The organism is Synechocystis sp. LEGE 06083, from assembly GCF_015207725.1.
In the GTDB taxonomy this organism is placed as follows: Bacteria; Cyanobacteriota; Cyanobacteriia; order Cyanobacteriales; family Microcystaceae; genus Synechocystis; species Synechocystis salina.
On sequence record NZ_JADEWJ010000071.1, the window covers coordinates 1 to 14,972 of the forward strand.

A 14,972-nucleotide genomic window follows, 5' to 3' on the forward strand; every position below is an offset into this window, starting at 1 on the left:
GACAGGAGTATTTCCTCCTGGTGGAAACTACAGAAGAATACGGCGAGTTGGCTTTTCGGGTGGATCAACCTACCCCCAATGCCCAGTCAGAAAGTCGGCGATCGGGCCAGGAAAGTTACCAGTACTGGAAATGTGATGCCTACCCTGATGTCCTCCTGGCGATCGATAAAAATGCCCAACCATTGGGTTTGATTCCTCTGCGGGTGCCCAAAGCCCAGGGGGGTAATGCGACCACTTGGACAGTGGGAGTCGACTTCGGTACTTCGTTTACCAATGTTTATGTGCGGAAAGGCTCCAGCGGCGCCCCAGAAAGATTACAGTTACAAACTAATTTGCTCAAAATTACCCATAGTCTGGAGGATATTCAAACAGTAATTTATCGAGAGTTCTTCATTCCTGATCTGCTTTTACCAGAAGGAAAAAATCCTCCCATGTCAACGGTGCTAACAACCAGAGGATGGGCAGAAAGTGAAGGGGAAATTCCCAATTTAATTACCAATGCCCGCATTTATGTTCCCCGCCTGGACAAGTATGAGTTTGACAAGGAATATATCAAGACCAATATTAAGTGGAAACAGGTGCAATACCAGCGACCTTTCCTGGGGCAATTGGTGCGAATGATTTCTGCTAAAGCCGCCCTGGAAGGAGTCCGCAACATTGAATGGAGTGTATCTTATCCGTCCGCTTTTTCCCCCATGGACATCAATCGATATAACGGAGCTTGGCAACAGGTATTAAAAGATTTAGATATAACTTCAAATCAAAATCATAATTTACAGGGACAGAGTATAAAAACAGAAAGCATTGCCTTTGCACAATTCTTTGGCGATGTTTTGAGTAAGCATTTAATTTATACTACTTGTGTGGATATTGGCGGAGGTACATCGGATATTTCCGTTTGGCAAGATAATCAACTGGTTCATCAAGCATCAGTTCCTTATGCGGGAAGGGATATTTTTCACAGCATTTTAGAGCCTAATCTGGCCTTTATTGGTGACATTTTTGGTCTACCTCCAGAAGCAGGAAAATCAGTGGCTAAAGTGTTGGGAAATCAGCGTAACTTTAATGCTTCTTTGGATATTTATCTACGAGCTAATTCAGAGAGAATTTTATCTGAAGGCTACATTATGAATGCAGATAAGCCTCGTAATCGTCAGTTTCGCACTTTGCTAGCATTATCCTTCGGTGGACTTTTCCACTATTTAGGGATGATACAAAAAGAACTAAAGAAAGAGAAACTTTTTAATGACTCTAGTATCATTACGTCAATTTTAATGGGAGGCAACGGATCTCGTTTCTTGCATTGGTTGACTCCTAGTGGTGTCTATACCCAAAACTCGGAAATTAACGATCTAGCCTGTGGTATCCTGATGCGAGCTTCTGATCTAAATAAAAATCCTGACCTATTAACTCTCTCCCCTCAACCTAAGGAAGAAGCTTGTGGTGGATTAGTCGTATCATCAGAAGGGACTAAGCTAAGTGGTTTTTTAAGTAAGAAAAAAGATTATCCTTTTACCGGAGAAAAATGTCTCATAAATGGAGAAGCTTTTACTTCTAGTGACCGTTTGAATGTTTTAGATCGTGGCTGGGAAGAAATTAATTCTTTTGAAATCACTACCTATGATCAACTGGAAGAATATTTGAAGAATTTTAACGACATCTTACGAGAAGAATCTATCCAAGAAATTGATCAGCTCAGAAACTTCAATCAGGGCGGTCTCTTTAGTATGGATAGCGACTTCCGTATATTGCTAGAAGCGAAAGTTAAACAGGCTTGCTTAAGGAAAGTAGGGCCTACATCAGAATTTGAAATTGATCCTCCATTTCTAATAATTTTTAAATGTTTTATTGCTATTCTCGCCGAACAATGGTCTAAAACTGTAGGTTAAATAAATGAAAATTATTAACAAATTTATACACACTTTTGTGCTTTGTAATTTGACAGTATTTAATTATTGTTCTTTAGCACAAGCTTTGATAGATCAACCAGAACCAAATCAGCGAGTAAATCCATATTTCATTGGCACAGATGATCAAACAAATAGAACTGAGTTTGCAATAGATCAAAGTGAAACAATTTTACGGATAACTCGAAATAATTCCTTGTTAATAACCGCGTATCTGGGTATAAGTAGTGATTCTCAACCTAAAGAAAATAGAGCAATTTCAACAATTGCTGGAATTTGGAAAGGGCTAATGAAGTTTAAAGCTCCCTATTTAGTCTCACTTTTATTGCTGTTTATTTTACTGAGCTTATATGTCTGGTGGCTGGATAAAAAGTTGCAGGAACTAAAAGAAAAAATCAAGAAAAATTACGCATTGACTAAAAGTTATCAGGACAAAATAGCCAGTGATCTTTCAGTAGTCAAAAATTATTCAGATAATCTATCTCGTCAACTTGAGAAAATAATTCGGGAGATGAATAAAATCGAGATGGGGATTATTCAACTAAGATCAAACCGGTCAACGTCTCAACCATCAAGACAGTATGGCCAGGAATGGGACAGTGCATCTGACTACAACGACTATAATTATGACCCAGCAAGGGGGTCAGCTTTTCCAGGGAAAGTAGAAATTTCTCCCTCAGATACTTTAAGTATAATTGTAGAGAATTTTAATAAGGGCCATGAAAGCCACTTTAATAATGACTTATTTTTCTTTTTAAAGCCGACTTCTGCTACCAATTTAGGGAGTCAGGGTGTCGATATTAATGCTTCAGCAAAAGTGGAATTTGAAAGGGCATCGGACAACACAGCCCAGGCTTCTTATATTGGGTTTAAACTTGATGATCAAAACACCTATATAGTTCCAAATTTGTTTAATAAACGTTGGAAGCAAGTAATAACTAATGATGATAATAAAATTTTTGAATGGGACGATTCTAGCTATGTTTTGGTTGAACCAGCAATGATAGAAAATACTGGAAATGATATTTGGCGATTGATCAAGTCTGGGAGGTTTGATTGATTTCGGATCAATGTTAAACTTTAAATACATTCCTATTCTTGCTATTCCAATAATCTGGAGCATTCAACCGGTTAATGTCCAGGAAAACAATCCTTGTCCATTGATGAGGGATTATCAGATGTCATTTTCTGATTTTAATTTGGATGTTTACGACATTCCCAATATCAATGGTGAAATTATTGCTGAAATCCCCGCCGGTAGAAGATTTTCGTTATCCGACATATATCCGAAATATTATGATGGCTTTTGCTGGTATGAAATTGTCACTTTTTCCGTAGATGAAAGGGGTTGGATTAGTTTACAACCAAGAGAAAGCCAAGTTAATAATCTTCCCTATTATCCAGATGAACCGATCAGTCCAACCATTGCTCCGACGCCGACTCCTACAGTAAATTCGAGTAGGGCAGAAACCACCACTGAAATTGGTGCTCAGAAAAATCAAGATTTAATCATTGCAATTTATTGGTTTATTGCTGGGGCCATCGGTTTGAGCATTATCATCGGCAAGTTGGCAGTTGATTTGTTGAATAATCTTTCGACTAAGCCTAGTAAAAATAAATCTCTCAAGCAAATAGGAAGTCAAACTTTAAAAAAACTTAAGGGTTCTAGGGTTAATGGCCGTGCAAAACGAAAAGTTATTAATGTCACCCAAACTGACATTGATTTGCCAGATGAAGCCGAAGAAAATACACCAAATTCAATTATTGAAGCAGATGTATATAGTCATTTCTTAGCAAATGACTTTACCCAAATCAAAAACAATGTAAACACTGATCAAGAGAACATTGAAGACTTGAGCCAACCTTTAGGATTAAGTTTAGAATATTGCATCACTAATTTTAACCAGGGCAATAAGGCTTTTTTTGATGATCCGTCCCAGTTTCAATATCTTAAGCCCACAGCAAGTGTTATCCATGGCAAAGCAGGAAATCTTGGTCTTGGCGATCGCCAGGAATTTGAAGAAGGAGAAAAGAGGCAAGCTTCCTATTTAGCCTTTACCATTGGGGAAGAAATTTGGTTAATTCCGAATCTGTTGCTGAGCCGCTGGCAAAGACTACTGGCTAACAATTCCTTTTTTGACAGCTACTCTAATTTACAAAACCCTAAATTAGTCAAGCCCGCTAAACTCATCCTAGTAGGCGATCGCCGTTGGCGAATGGTCGAGAAGGGCGTGTTTAATTAAAATTATTAACAGTAAGAGATAAATTAAACAATATGGCTAGTAATCATCCGGATGAATTAAATCAAGCTAAGCTAATTCAGCTGAAAAAATCAACCATTAACTATAGTTATTTCCATTGCTGGAAAATTTTATTAACCTACAATTAAGAAAACCTTACAGAAGAGAGGATTTTATGAAATTAAAGATTGTTGTCCATCAAGCTGAAGAAGGAGGATTTTGGGCTGAGGTACCCGCGATTCCAGGCTGTGCTACTCAGGGAGAAAACTTTGAAGAATTATTAACTAATCTATATGAGGCAGTTGAAGGCTGTTTATCCGTCGAACTAGAGATTCCTGAAAATTCTAAGAATACTCGAATCATGGAAATTGCCATATGAAATCATTATCTGGCAAAGAATTCGCCAAAATCTTAGAGAGTAATGGCTGGTCTTAGTCAGAATTAATGGCAGTCATCATATTTATAAAAAGGAAGGTCAAAATGAAAGAATTTCTGTGCCTATCCATGGGAATCAAGATTTAAAAATAGGATTACTTCGTCATTTTATGAAACAAGCCAATTTATCAGAAAGCGATCTATAAACACTGAAAATTCATTATTTTAAACATTTAGATACATTTTTTATACTTAATTAAATTCAATCGATAAATGAACAGGACAATTAATTATGATTAGGTGACTATATTCGAAAAGAACGTGTTTAATTAAAATTGTTAGTAGTAAGAGACGAATTAAACAATATGGCTAGCAATCAACCGGATAAATTAAATAAAGCCAAATTGATTCAGTTGGAGCAAAACCAACTTAAACTACAACAAGAGTTTGCGGCTTTACGTTTTTTTGAAGCACAGAAAAAGAATGAAGCCCAGGTCCAAAATAACACTGATTTAGTCAAAGAAATAGAAGCCCTTAAACAAAAGATCAGTCAGGTTGAAGCTGTGGTTAGCCGACCTACTGTCATTGCCGCCGACGCCTATCCCCATTTAATAATCGAACAGCCGCCTCCTTTATTGGACTTGCCCATCAGTAAAATTATTGATATCTACCACGAAACTCCGCAAATATTGGAAGTTTATTGTCAGCGGGTTTCTCTGTTAACTGACCAAGCAGATGTTGTGGAAAAAAATAATGTTGGTAACTTTTGGGTAATGCAACTCAAAAATCAAGGATTTTTCCTATTTCCCCGTCCCGAATCCTTCAGCCGTTTTAGTTCCTTGACCAGCTTTGCCAAACTATTTAGGGCAATTAACGAGAGCCCAGCAGAGAATTATCAATTTACCCTGCAAGCACCGGCAAAGCTAGACGTTTTAAAAATTGGCGAAAAGTGGAAATTACTCAAACCAGGAAAAATCATTTTTGGTCAATGCCCATTGGAATATGCTTGGCAACAGGAGATTAGCACAGTGAGAAAAGAATATGAAAAATTCAATAAGCTATTGGATATAAGGGGAACAGCGGGGCTAGATTTCACTTTGATTACCCAATATTGGCAACAATCATTGATGCAAAAATATGGCGAATTAGTAACCTTAGCAATTAACACTTGTATGCCGATCGCCTATGCCATTTATAAAGGCCCCATGCTAGTACCATGCCAGATTTTATTAGGCTCTAATCCTTTGGTAGTGCCAGGTTGGGACCGGGGGGTGCCCTGGGATACGTCTATTTATTCCCAATCCCATAGCAAATTTAACAAGGATTATCTCCGCACCGCCGCTGACCATCCCCTGCTACCCAATCAGATTTATCTGCGGGAAAGTAACGGCAAAACCCACCACACTTGGGCGATTACCAAAAGTTATGAAGAAGCAACGGTGATCGTGCAAAGGCTCAATGGCCATTGGATTTCTTTAGATTAATAATCCTATTTAGCCCACTAAAAACCACCAAGCTTTAGGTTGAGAATTAATATTTAAATTTGGCTAATGTTTCCAGGTGATCATCCACATTATCAAGATCCAACTTACTCTTTACTTCAATGGCAATGGCTTCTGTACCGCTTCTATTTAGCCTTTTATTGGGTCAGAGGAACCCAAAAATGTCACCATAATGGATTAGGAATAGTTTATTTCCCGTTTTCGCCAATCCCTACCTCCTGTCAAATTTTTGCTTTCTTCACCATGACCGATCGCCGTCAGTATGCCCCCGCTACCCAACGCAACCGAGAGGCGATCGCCGCTGTTTTGCAGGAGTATTTACCTCCCCAGGGCAGTATTTTGGAAATTGCCAGTGGCACCGGGGAACACGCTTGTTTTTTTGCGCCCCTATTTTCCCCCCGCTGGTGGATAACATCCGATCCTGATCCCCTTTGTCGGGAAAGTATTCTCGCCTGGCAGGAACACCAGGGATTAGCTAGTTTACAGCCACCGTTGGACTTAAATGTGCAATCATCGCCGTGGCCGGTGGAAGCAGAAATTTTGCCGGAGCCTATCACTGCCATGATGGCAATCAACTTAATCCACATTTCCCCCTGGGAGTCTTGTTTAGGTTTACTGAATGGAGCGGAACGCATCTTACCGGCGGGCGGCAGACTCTATCTTTACGGCCCCTATCGCCAGGATGGTGTAACCACTGCTCCTAGTAATGAAGCGTTTGACCAATCTTTGCGGAGTCGGAATCCGGCCTGGGGTTTGAGGCAGCTCGAAGATGTGATTGAAGCAGCAAAAAAAAGGAATCTACACAATCAGGCTGTTATCGCCATGCCGGCCAATAATTTATCGGTGATTTTCCAGAAGGGGTCAGGCAAAAACCTCCATTGATAGCTAGGAAGAATAATTGCAGCCTCACCGTCTATGCCTGGTTGCAAGTTGAGCAAATTTTACGCAAATCTGATTAAATTCCTTCTTCCTAGTGCGCCATGATCTCAGACCAAACCCATATGCGTCGTTGCTTGACCCTAGCAAAAACGGCGATCGGCAAAACGGCCCCTAATCCCTTGGTGGGGTCGGTCATTGTCCAGGGAGATCAAATTGTCGGCCAAGGTTTCCATCCCCAGGCAGGGCAATCCCATGCAGAAATTTTTGCCCTCTGGGAAGCTGGCGATCGGGCCAAGGGTGCCACTCTATATGTCAATTTGGAGCCCTGTAATCATCAAGGTCGCACTCCCCCCTGTACGGAAGCAATTATCAAAGCGGGGATATCTAAAGTGGTGGTGGGCATGGTGGACCCCAATCCGTTGGTGGCGGGTAAGGGCATTAGTCGCTTGAGACAGGCTGGCATTGAGGTGAAAGTGGGGGTGGAAGAAGAAGCTTGCCAGCGCTTAAATGAAGCGTTTTGTTTTCGCATCCAGCACCGGAGACCCTTTGGCATTTTCAAATACGCCATGACGTTGGACGGAAAAATTGCCACGGCCCAGGGCCACAGCAGTTGGGTCACCAGTGGAGCTGCTCGCCATTGGGTGCATCAATTACGCAGTCATTGTCAGGCGGTGATTATTGGTGGCAATACGGTGCGGCGGGATAATCCTTTATTAACCACCCATGGAGTGGGGGAGGTGAATCCTTTGCGGGTGGTGCTGAGTCGCACCTTGGATTTACCTTTGGAAGCCCAGTTATGGCATCAAGAGATTGCTAAGACTTTGGTGGTGACGACCAAAACCTGTGATCACAATATGCTCAGCCATCTGGAAAAATTGGGGGTAGAGACTCTGATCTTGGATCCGTTAACTCCCCTGGCAGTAATGACGGAGTTATACCAACGGGATTGTCTGCAAGTGTTGTGGGAATGTGGCGGCATCCTAGCGGCCGAGGCGATCGCCATGGGGACAGTGCAAAAAGTTCATGCTTTTCTCGCCCCGAAAATTATTGGTGGTGGCATGGCTCCGACCCCAGTGGGGGAATTGGGTTTCCAGCGCATGACCCAAGCATTAAATCTAACTAATCTCCATTGCCAGGCGATCGGACCCGATTGGTTATTTACGGGTTATCTGGCTGGGAACGCTGACGACGGCAACGGTCAGAGCAATATTTAACCTCGTCCCAACAACTGGCCCATTTTTTGCGCCAAGTGAAGGGCCGTTGGCAAACAGGGCAAATTTTACTGGGCAGATGGGCTTTGTTACCTCGGTGGGCCATGGTTTTTATGGGTAAACCTATAGTGGTTCCGGCAGAGCCACCACTTTGCCATAGGCGGTGGGGGAAAGGTAGGTTTGGGCAGACCTTTGTAAATCCTCTGCCGTCAGGGCTTGGATTTGTTCGGGGTAGGTCAAGGCCGGTTCTAGATCGCCAATTTGAGCGTAGTAATAGCCATATAAATTAGCCCGATCGCCAGGGCGTTCATTGCCAAAAACAAAGCGGTTGGCCACCTGGGTGCGGATGCGTTCTAAGTCCTTCTCTGGTACCGGTTCATTTTGCAATCGCTCGATGTGGTCTAGGATGCACCGCTCCACGGTAGGAATATTTTCCGTCGGTAACTGGGCTGAAATGTAGAACATGCCCTGGGTGGCCTGGGTGGAATTGCTGGCCCCGATCGCCGTTACTAAACCCTTTTCTTCCCGCAATTCCCGAAACAAACGGGACACTCGCCCCCGACCCAAAATCACCGCCAATACTCCCAGGGGTAAGGTTTGCTCAAACTGGTCTAATCCCGGCGATCGCCAAAGCAAAATTAGACGGGCCTGTTGTAAAGCTTTATCTACCACAGTGGTTGTTTCCACCTTAGTAAAAGGTGGAGGAATATTGACCGGCGGCGGCGTTAAGGTTTGGGAAGGGGATTTCACCCGGTAACAATCGGCAAAACTGTTGGCTACCGTTTCCACTAGATGGGCTACAGGGCGATTCCCCACCACAGTGGCAGTGATGGCCTGGGGCTGATACCAATGGGCGTGGAAATCCCGCATCTGTTGAGCTTGGAGATGGGTAATAATTTCCCTCGCCCCCAGCACCGGTCGGGCGTAGGGAGTGTGGGGAAAAGCCAACTGCACCACCTGCTGAAAAATGCGCCGTTGGGGATCATCCTGCGATCGCCGAATTTCTTCTAGCACCACCAACCGTTCCCGCTCAAACGGCCCATCGGCAATGGTGGGATTAAGCACCACATCCAACTGTAAAGGGGCTAAATGTTCAAAATCCTGGGGAGCTGAAGTGAAGTAAAACTGGGTGTAATCCTGACTGGTGGCGGCGTTGGTGCCCGCTCCCCTAGATTCAATGGTCCGCTCAAATTCCCCCATGGCGAGGCGGGGAGTGCCCTTAAACACCATGTGCTCCAAAAAATGGGCTGTGCCATTAATGTCATCTCCTTCCCAACGGGAACCCACCCTCAACCAGAGTTGAAAAGACACTGCTTCCACCGGCATCTGCTCCGCAATAATGGTTAAACCATTGGGCAACACTTCAATGTGGGGACGATTGAGGCGGGGAGGCAATAGGCTGGGGGTCATGGAGGGAAACGGATAGGGTTTGCTCTATGTCTATTTCCACTCTGACACAATGCTTAGGTTTGGGGGGGATTTTCCTGACTTTGTCGGGGGGTTAGTCAATGGTGAAGCTTGCCTATCCCTGGGGTCTGTCTGGCCGGAACCTGCCCAAAAACCTTTAAGATCAAGGGGCAGACTGTAATCCCTCAGAGAATTCTCCCAATTTTTGTCATCAATTGTCACTATGTTAACCACCGATGCCGTTTTAACCGTGCTCCGTCCCGTTCAAGATCCCGAACTACAAAAAAGCTTGGTGGAACTGAACATGATCCGAGATGTGGCGATCGCCGGGGGCACTGTTAGTTTTACCCTGGTGTTGACCACACCGGCCTGTCCGTTGCGGGAATTCATTGTGGAGGATTGCGAAAAAGCGGTTAAAACCTTGCCCGGGGTGGAAAAGGTAGAAGTAACGGTGACGGCGGAAACTCCCCAACAAAAATCTTTGCCCGATCGCCAATCCGTGGGGCAGGTGAAAAATATTATTGCCATCTCCAGCGGTAAGGGAGGGGTAGGAAAAAGCACAGTGGCGGTGAATGTGGCGGTAGCCCTGGCCCAAACCGGCGCTACAGTGGGACTGTTGGATGCAGATATTTATGGTCCCAATGCCCCCACCATGTTGGGCTTGAGCGGTGCGGCGGTGCAAGTACAAAACAGTCCCCAAGGGGAAGTGTTAGAGCCAGTTTTTAACCATGGCATCAAAATGGTTTCCATGGGCTTTTTAATTGACCCCGATCAACCAGTAATCTGGCGAGGCCCCATGCTGAATGGCATTATTCGTCAGTTCCTCTACCAAGTCAATTGGGGAGCTTTGGATTACCTAATTGTCGATATGCCCCCTGGTACCGGGGACGCCCAACTTACCCTGACCCAATCGGTGCCCATGGCCGGCGCTGTCATTGTCACCACGCCCCAAACCGTCTCCTTGTTGGATGCTCGCCGGGGTCTGAAGATGTTCCAACAGATGGGGGTGAACGTGTTGGGCATTGTGGAAAATATGAGCTATTTCATTCCCCCGGATCTGCCCGATCGCCAATACGATTTATTTGGTTCCGGCGGCGGCGAAAAAGCTTCCAAAGAACTGAATGTGCCCCTGTTGGGCTGTGTGCCCTTGGAAATTGGCCTGCGGGAAGGGGGAGACAAGGGCATTCCCATTGTGGTTTCCCAACCTGAATCGGCTTCTGCTAAAGCCCTAACGGCGATCGCCAAGCAAATTGCTGGCAAGGTTTCCATGGCCGCCCTGGTTTAAAATTAGGGCGTTAAATGCTCTTCAATAAAATTGGTGTACACATCCCCGGCCAGAAAAGCTGGGGTTTGTAATATGCGCTGGTGAAACTCTAACGTGGTGGGTACTCCAGTGATGGCACATTCCCGCAACGCCCTCTGCATTCTCTTGATGGCCGAAGGGCGATCGCCAGCCCAGACAATTAACTTGCCAATCAGGGAGTCGTAATAGGGGGGAATTTCATAATCGGTGTACACATGGGAATCGATCCGTACCCCAGGGCCACCGGGGGGCAGATAGGCACTGATTTTGCCAGGATGGGGCCGGAAGTTTTGTTTGGGATCTTCGGCGTTAATGCGACACTCGATAGCGTGACCCCGAATTTGTATGTCCCCTTGGCGGAAGCGGAGTTTTTCCCCCATGGCAATGCGAATCTGCTCCGCAATCAGGTCATAGCCGGTAATCATTTCCGTCACCGGATGTTCCACCTGGATACGGGTGTTCATTTCCATAAAGTAGAAATTGCCGTTGCCATCCACCAGAAATTCCACCGTGCCGGCTCCAACATAGTTAATAGATTTGGCCGCTTTCACTGCCGCTTCCCCCATTTTTTTCCGTAGGGAAGGGGTCAAAAAGGGACTGGGGGCCTCCTCGAGTAACTTTTGATGCCGCCGTTGAATGGAACAATCCCTTTCCCCTAGGTGCACCACATTGCCATGGCTATCGGCCAAAATTTGGAACTCAATATGGCGGGGTTTTTCGATAAATTTTTCTAGGTAAACTCCTGGATTACCAAAGGCCGCCCCTGCTTCCCCCTGGGCCGCATGGAACATTCGCACGAAATCTTTTTCTTGCTGGACGAGGCGCATGCCTCTACCACCGCCGCCGGCCGTAGCTTTAATAATCACTGGGTAACCAATGTCTGCAGCAATTTTTAGAGCCGTTGCTTCTGAATCGATCAAACCAGGACTACCGGGCACACAGGGCACCCCGGACTTTTGCATGGTTTTTTTAGCGGTGGATTTATCCCCCATGGCCGTAATGGCTTCTGGGCTGGGGCCAATGAAAGTAATTTGATGGTCAGCGCAAATTTCGGCAAAGCGAGCATTTTCCGCCAAAAAGCCATAGCCTGGGTGAATGGCAGTGGCGTTACGGGTGAGGGCGGCGGCAATAATATTGGGAATGTTGAGATAGCTTTTGTTACTGGGGGGCGGCCCAATGCAGACACTTTCGTTGGCTAGTTGTACATGGAGAGCGTGGCGATCGATGGTGGAGTGGACTGCCACGGTGGGAATGCCCAATTCTTCGCAACTGTGAATGATGCGTAAGGCGATTTCTCCCCGATTGGCAATTAAAATTTTGGCGAATTGCATTGGCCCACCCAGCTCTAGCGTTGGTAAAACGATGTGTTTAGTCTTTTAGTAGAATATCGGGTTTTGTTGACTAGGCGATCGCCGATATACTGACCCCGCGCCCCCATCCCCATTGCCCATGACATCTCCACCAACGCCAGACCAAGCCGCTGATGAATATTTTGAGTATCATTTTGCCCACCGGGTCACCCCAGAGCACCAGCAAATTTTTCTGGAGTGTCAGGAACAATTAAAGGAGTTAGAAAAAAAATATCCGGGCTACATTAGCAGTGAATCCACCGAATTACGCTCGGAAGGGGGCATTTTTGTAGCGGAAACAGTGATCCGCTTTGACACGCTGGAAAATTTTATCGGTTGGCTAGATAGCCCAGAAAGAAGACAGTTAATTTACCTAGAAGAAAATGCTGGTTATGAGTTTAAAGGCAAAGTAAATACGGAAGGTTACAGCCGTTGGTTAAAGCAAAAACTGAGCCAGCCATCCCCCGTCTGGAAAATAAACCTGTTGGTTTTATTGGTACTTTACCCCACTGTTATGGGGCTTAATTTGTTGCTCCATAAGCCAGATTTGATTGATTTCCCCACCTGGATGCTGTTCAGTAACTTTTGCAGCGTGGCTATCACAGGCTGGTTTGCGGTGCCCTGGGTGAGCGGCATTTATCAACGTTGGCTAGAGGGGCAAGGCACAAAAAAAGAGCAATCTTTGGCGTTGGCGTCCATTATCCTTGCTCTACTTTTGCTATTACAGTTTTTTCGGGTAATTTTCAGTCGATTGAGCTAGTAGCGGGCACCGTCCGGTAACTGACGAAATTCCTCCCAAACCACTTGAGCTTCTTCCTGTAAAATTTGCTCCGGTGCTAATAGTCTTTCTGGGTAAGGTTTTGCCAAATCTTTACTGATATTGCTGTCGTCAAAAAGATCTTCAAAATCGCTCCAACCGGCAGCGTAGTAAATTTTGTCAATCCTGGCCCAGTAGCTGGTGGCGTAGCACATGGGGCAACATTCGCAACTGCTATACATCACCGCCCCTGCCAAATTCCAGGTGCCCACGGTTTGGCAGGCCTGACGGATGGCATTTACCTCCGCATGGGCAGACGGATCATTATCTTTGATTACACTGTTACCCGCCGCCCCAATTACTTCTCCATCCTTGACTATGACTACGCCGAAGGGGCCACCAGTCTTGTTGACCACCCCCGCATCCCGCATAATGGCGATCGCCTGGCGCATGTACTCACGGTCTTGTTCAGTAACCATTCTGGCTATATCCTCTAAAGGGGTAAATTTAGTCCGATGGGTTGTTTCCTGACTTTTGCCCATGCCGTCAACTACTGGTACAAATTGTACTTTTAATCCATGGCAACGGCTGGGGAAGAATGGCATTTCTTACAATTCTTCACACTTTTTAGAAACTGTTTTAAGGGTTCTCCTAGCCCCTCAACTTTTGGGGGAAACTACTTTAAAGTCCCCCAGTATTGGGAGATTTAGGAGCAGGCTAGAACTTTATAAGCAGACTCTTGGGGCGATAAAGCCATGGTAATTGGTAGTTAAAGCCCTAGGGAACCGAGCTATTTCTTTGATATTTTGCAATGAAAATTGTCTTCTTTGGCACACCGGATTTTGCTGTTCCTACCCTCAATGCTGTTTTAAACCAACCGGATATGGACGTGTTGGCGGTGGTTAGTCAGCCCGATCGCCGACGGGGGAGGGGCAGTAAGTTAATCCCTTCTCCGGTCAAGGAAGTGGCCATGCAAGCCGGTATTCCTGTATGGCAGCCGGAACGGGTGAAAAGGTGCGGGGAAACCCTCTCAAAATTACGAAATTGCCAAGCCGATTTCTTTGTGGTGGTGGCCTACGGACAATTACTTTCCCCGGAAATTCTAGCCATGCCCAGGCTGGGATGTATTAATGTCCACGGTTCCCTACTACCCAAATATCGAGGTGCGGCCCCCCTGCAATGGGCGATCGCCAACGGAGAAACGGAAACTGGTGTCACCACCATGCTCATGGACGAAGGCATGGACACCGGGGCCATGTTGCTAAAAACTTCCACCCCCATCGGTTTACTGGATAATCTAACGGCGATCGGCGATCGGTTGGCCAAGTCAGGCGCGGAATTGTTGGTGCAAACCCTCCGGGAACTAGATGGAGCCAAACTGCAACCCACTCCCCAGGCTGAAACGGAAGCCACCTATGCCCCTCTGCTGAAAAAAGCCGATTTTGTTATTGACTGGCACCGGAGCGCCATAGAAATCCATAACCAAGTGCGGGGTTTTGCGCCGGCCTGCCACACAGCTTGGGGCGAACAGACCCTGAAAATAATTAGCACCATTCCCCTGGTGAAGGAGTTCTTTCCCCTCTTGCCAGAGCAATATCAAGATTTAGCCAAAGCCTATAACCATTGTTCCTTCGAGCCTGGCTCGCCGGGGCAAATTATCGGCACCATTAAGAATTGGGGTCCCATTCTACAAACTGGCAACGGGCACCTATTATTGGAACAAGTCCAGCCCCCAGGCAAAAAGCCCCAAAGCGGTTGGGATTTCATCAATGGGAACCGGGACATCAGAGCTTTTGGTCTGCCCAATGCCCATCAATAATTAATCAGTTAGGGAAACAACACGATTCAACACTTCCCCAATGTCGTAGGGACAAGCCGCCGGAAAGTCTAACCCGGTTTCTTTGAATGCTTCTAGCTTGGCATTGCCATAAATTTCCCCCAGCCACCCATCCGTCAAATACCGCCGTAGGCTGGGGCTATCTTTAAGGTAGAAACTGATATTATTCCGTTCCCGTTGAATGGTTACTTGCCAACTGCGGGAG

At 45.6% G+C, this 14,972-nt stretch carries 15 protein-coding genes and 1 pseudogene; 11 read left to right on the forward strand and 5 right to left on the reverse strand.

The features are described 5' to 3' along the window. From IQ219_RS07450 to ribD, 8 genes and pseudogenes are all read left to right on the forward strand, one after another. Positions 1-1,889: pseudogene (locus IQ219_RS07450) on the forward strand (hypothetical protein); the annotation flags it as partial. A gap of 4 nt (positions 1,890-1,893) precedes the next feature. Continuing rightward, positions 1,894-2,967 (forward strand): hypothetical protein, encoded by a 1,074-nt coding sequence (locus IQ219_RS07455; protein ID WP_194072210.1) that lies wholly within the window; start codon positions 1,894-1,896, stop codon positions 2,965-2,967. A 10-nt stretch (positions 2,968-2,977) separates the two neighbouring features. Continuing rightward, positions 2,978-4,150 (forward strand): hypothetical protein, encoded by a 1,173-nt coding sequence (locus IQ219_RS07460; RefSeq protein WP_194072211.1) that lies wholly within the window; start codon positions 2,978-2,980, stop codon positions 4,148-4,150. 172 nt (positions 4,151-4,322) lie between these two features. Further along, on the forward strand, positions 4,323-4,526 hold the full coding sequence (locus IQ219_RS07465; RefSeq protein WP_190596487.1) for a type II toxin-antitoxin system HicB family antitoxin: 204 nt from the start codon (positions 4,323-4,325) through the stop codon (positions 4,524-4,526). Positions 4,527-4,635: 109 nt separating this feature from the next. Further along, positions 4,636-4,728 (forward strand): type II toxin-antitoxin system HicA family toxin, encoded by a 93-nt coding sequence (locus IQ219_RS20505; protein ID WP_368667586.1) that lies wholly within the window; start codon positions 4,636-4,638, stop codon positions 4,726-4,728. A gap of 159 nt (positions 4,729-4,887) precedes the next feature. Continuing rightward, entirely contained in the window at positions 4,888-6,006 is a 1,119-nt protein-coding gene (locus IQ219_RS07475; protein ID WP_194072212.1) for a hypothetical protein, read from the forward strand. Positions 6,007-6,267: 261 nt separating this feature from the next. Beyond that, positions 6,268-6,906, forward strand: a complete 639-nt coding sequence (locus tag IQ219_RS07480) for a class I SAM-dependent methyltransferase (protein ID WP_194072213.1) — start codon at positions 6,268-6,270, stop codon at positions 6,904-6,906. Between the two features lie 98 nt (positions 6,907-7,004). Beyond that, positions 7,005-8,117, forward strand: coding sequence for a bifunctional diaminohydroxyphosphoribosylaminopyrimidine deaminase/5-amino-6-(5-phosphoribosylamino)uracil reductase RibD (ribD, locus tag IQ219_RS07485; protein ID WP_194072214.1), 1,113 nt, complete (start codon positions 7,005-7,007; stop codon positions 8,115-8,117). Here the strand turns inward: ribD and IQ219_RS07490 are convergent. Then, positions 8,062-8,220, reverse strand: coding sequence for a DUF2256 domain-containing protein (locus IQ219_RS07490; RefSeq protein ID WP_190596476.1), 159 nt, complete (start codon positions 8,218-8,220; stop codon positions 8,062-8,064). The two genes, ribD and IQ219_RS07490, sit on opposite strands and share 56 nt — an antisense overlap. A 17-nt stretch (positions 8,221-8,237) precedes the next feature. Next, positions 8,238-9,524: a pitrilysin family protein gene (locus tag IQ219_RS07495; protein ID WP_194072215.1), complete on the reverse strand. Its 1,287-nt coding sequence runs from the start codon at positions 9,522-9,524 to the stop codon at positions 8,238-8,240. Between the two features lie 220 nt (positions 9,525-9,744). Between IQ219_RS07495 and IQ219_RS07500 the strand changes: the two genes are divergently transcribed. Further along, positions 9,745-10,806 carry an Mrp/NBP35 family ATP-binding protein gene (locus IQ219_RS07500; RefSeq protein ID WP_194072216.1) on the forward strand — a complete coding sequence of 354 codons (1,062 nt, stop codon included), beginning with the start codon at positions 9,745-9,747 and terminating at the stop codon, positions 10,804-10,806. 2 nt (positions 10,807-10,808) lie between these two features. Here IQ219_RS07500 and accC read toward each other — a convergent pair whose 3' ends face one another. Further along, the gene (gene accC / locus IQ219_RS07505) at positions 10,809-12,155 is read right to left on the reverse strand and encodes an acetyl-CoA carboxylase biotin carboxylase subunit (protein WP_190596469.1); all 1,347 of its coding nucleotides are present in this window, start codon (positions 12,153-12,155) and stop codon (positions 10,809-10,811) included. Between the two features lie 118 nt (positions 12,156-12,273). Between accC and IQ219_RS07510 the strand changes: the two genes are divergently transcribed. Then, a complete protein-coding gene (locus IQ219_RS07510; RefSeq protein WP_194072217.1) occupies positions 12,274-12,933 on the forward strand; it encodes a hypothetical protein in 660 nt (219 codons plus the stop codon). Here IQ219_RS07510 and IQ219_RS07515 read toward each other — a convergent pair. Beyond that, complete coding sequence (locus IQ219_RS07515) at positions 12,930-13,409, reverse strand: nucleoside deaminase (RefSeq protein ID WP_194072218.1); 480 nt, start codon at positions 13,407-13,409, stop codon at positions 12,930-12,932. The two genes, IQ219_RS07510 and IQ219_RS07515, sit on opposite strands and share 4 nt — an antisense overlap. 332 nt (positions 13,410-13,741) lie before the next feature. Here IQ219_RS07515 and fmt point away from each other — a divergent pair, with 332 nt between their 5' ends. Beyond that, positions 13,742-14,749 carry a methionyl-tRNA formyltransferase gene (gene fmt, locus IQ219_RS07520; protein ID WP_194072219.1) on the forward strand — a complete coding sequence of 336 codons (1,008 nt, stop codon included), beginning with the start codon at positions 13,742-13,744 and terminating at the stop codon, positions 14,747-14,749. On the opposite strand, the gene IQ219_RS07525 is transcribed toward fmt, so the two are convergent. Continuing rightward, a partial coding sequence (locus tag IQ219_RS07525; RefSeq protein WP_194072220.1) for a DUF29 domain-containing protein occupies positions 14,750-14,972 on the reverse strand: 223 nt, incomplete at its 5' end.

Excerpts from the sequence above, each read along its gene's own strand:
- IQ219_RS07460 (WP_194072211.1), top strand. The coding sequence starts at position 2,978 with ATGTTAAACTTTAAATACATTCCTATTCTTGCTATTCCAATAATCTGG.
- IQ219_RS07475 (WP_194072212.1), top strand. The coding sequence starts at position 4,888 with ATGGCTAGCAATCAACCGGATAAATTAAATAAAGCCAAATTGATTCAG.
- fmt (WP_194072219.1), top strand. The coding sequence starts at position 13,742 with ATGAAAATTGTCTTCTTTGGCACACCGGATTTTGCTGTTCCTACCCTC.
- IQ219_RS07490 (WP_190596476.1), bottom strand. The coding sequence starts at position 8,220 with ATGGCCCACCGAGGTAACAAAGCCCATCTGCCCAGTAAAATTTGCCCT.
- IQ219_RS07515 (WP_194072218.1), bottom strand. The coding sequence starts at position 13,409 with ATGGTTACTGAACAAGACCGTGAGTACATGCGCCAGGCGATCGCCATT.
- IQ219_RS07500 (WP_194072216.1), top strand. The coding sequence starts at position 9,745 with ATGTTAACCACCGATGCCGTTTTAACCGTGCTCCGTCCCGTTCAAGAT.
- IQ219_RS07455 (WP_194072210.1), top strand. The coding sequence starts at position 1,894 with ATGAAAATTATTAACAAATTTATACACACTTTTGTGCTTTGTAATTTG.
- IQ219_RS07510 (WP_194072217.1), top strand. The coding sequence starts at position 12,274 with ATGACATCTCCACCAACGCCAGACCAAGCCGCTGATGAATATTTTGAG.
- ribD (WP_194072214.1), top strand. The coding sequence starts at position 7,005 with ATGATCTCAGACCAAACCCATATGCGTCGTTGCTTGACCCTAGCAAAA.
- IQ219_RS07480 (WP_194072213.1), top strand. The coding sequence starts at position 6,268 with ATGACCGATCGCCGTCAGTATGCCCCCGCTACCCAACGCAACCGAGAG.
- IQ219_RS07465 (WP_190596487.1), top strand. The coding sequence starts at position 4,323 with ATGAAATTAAAGATTGTTGTCCATCAAGCTGAAGAAGGAGGATTTTGG.
- accC (WP_190596469.1), bottom strand. The coding sequence starts at position 12,155 with ATGCAATTCGCCAAAATTTTAATTGCCAATCGGGGAGAAATCGCCTTA.
- IQ219_RS07495 (WP_194072215.1), bottom strand. The coding sequence starts at position 9,524 with ATGACCCCCAGCCTATTGCCTCCCCGCCTCAATCGTCCCCACATTGAA.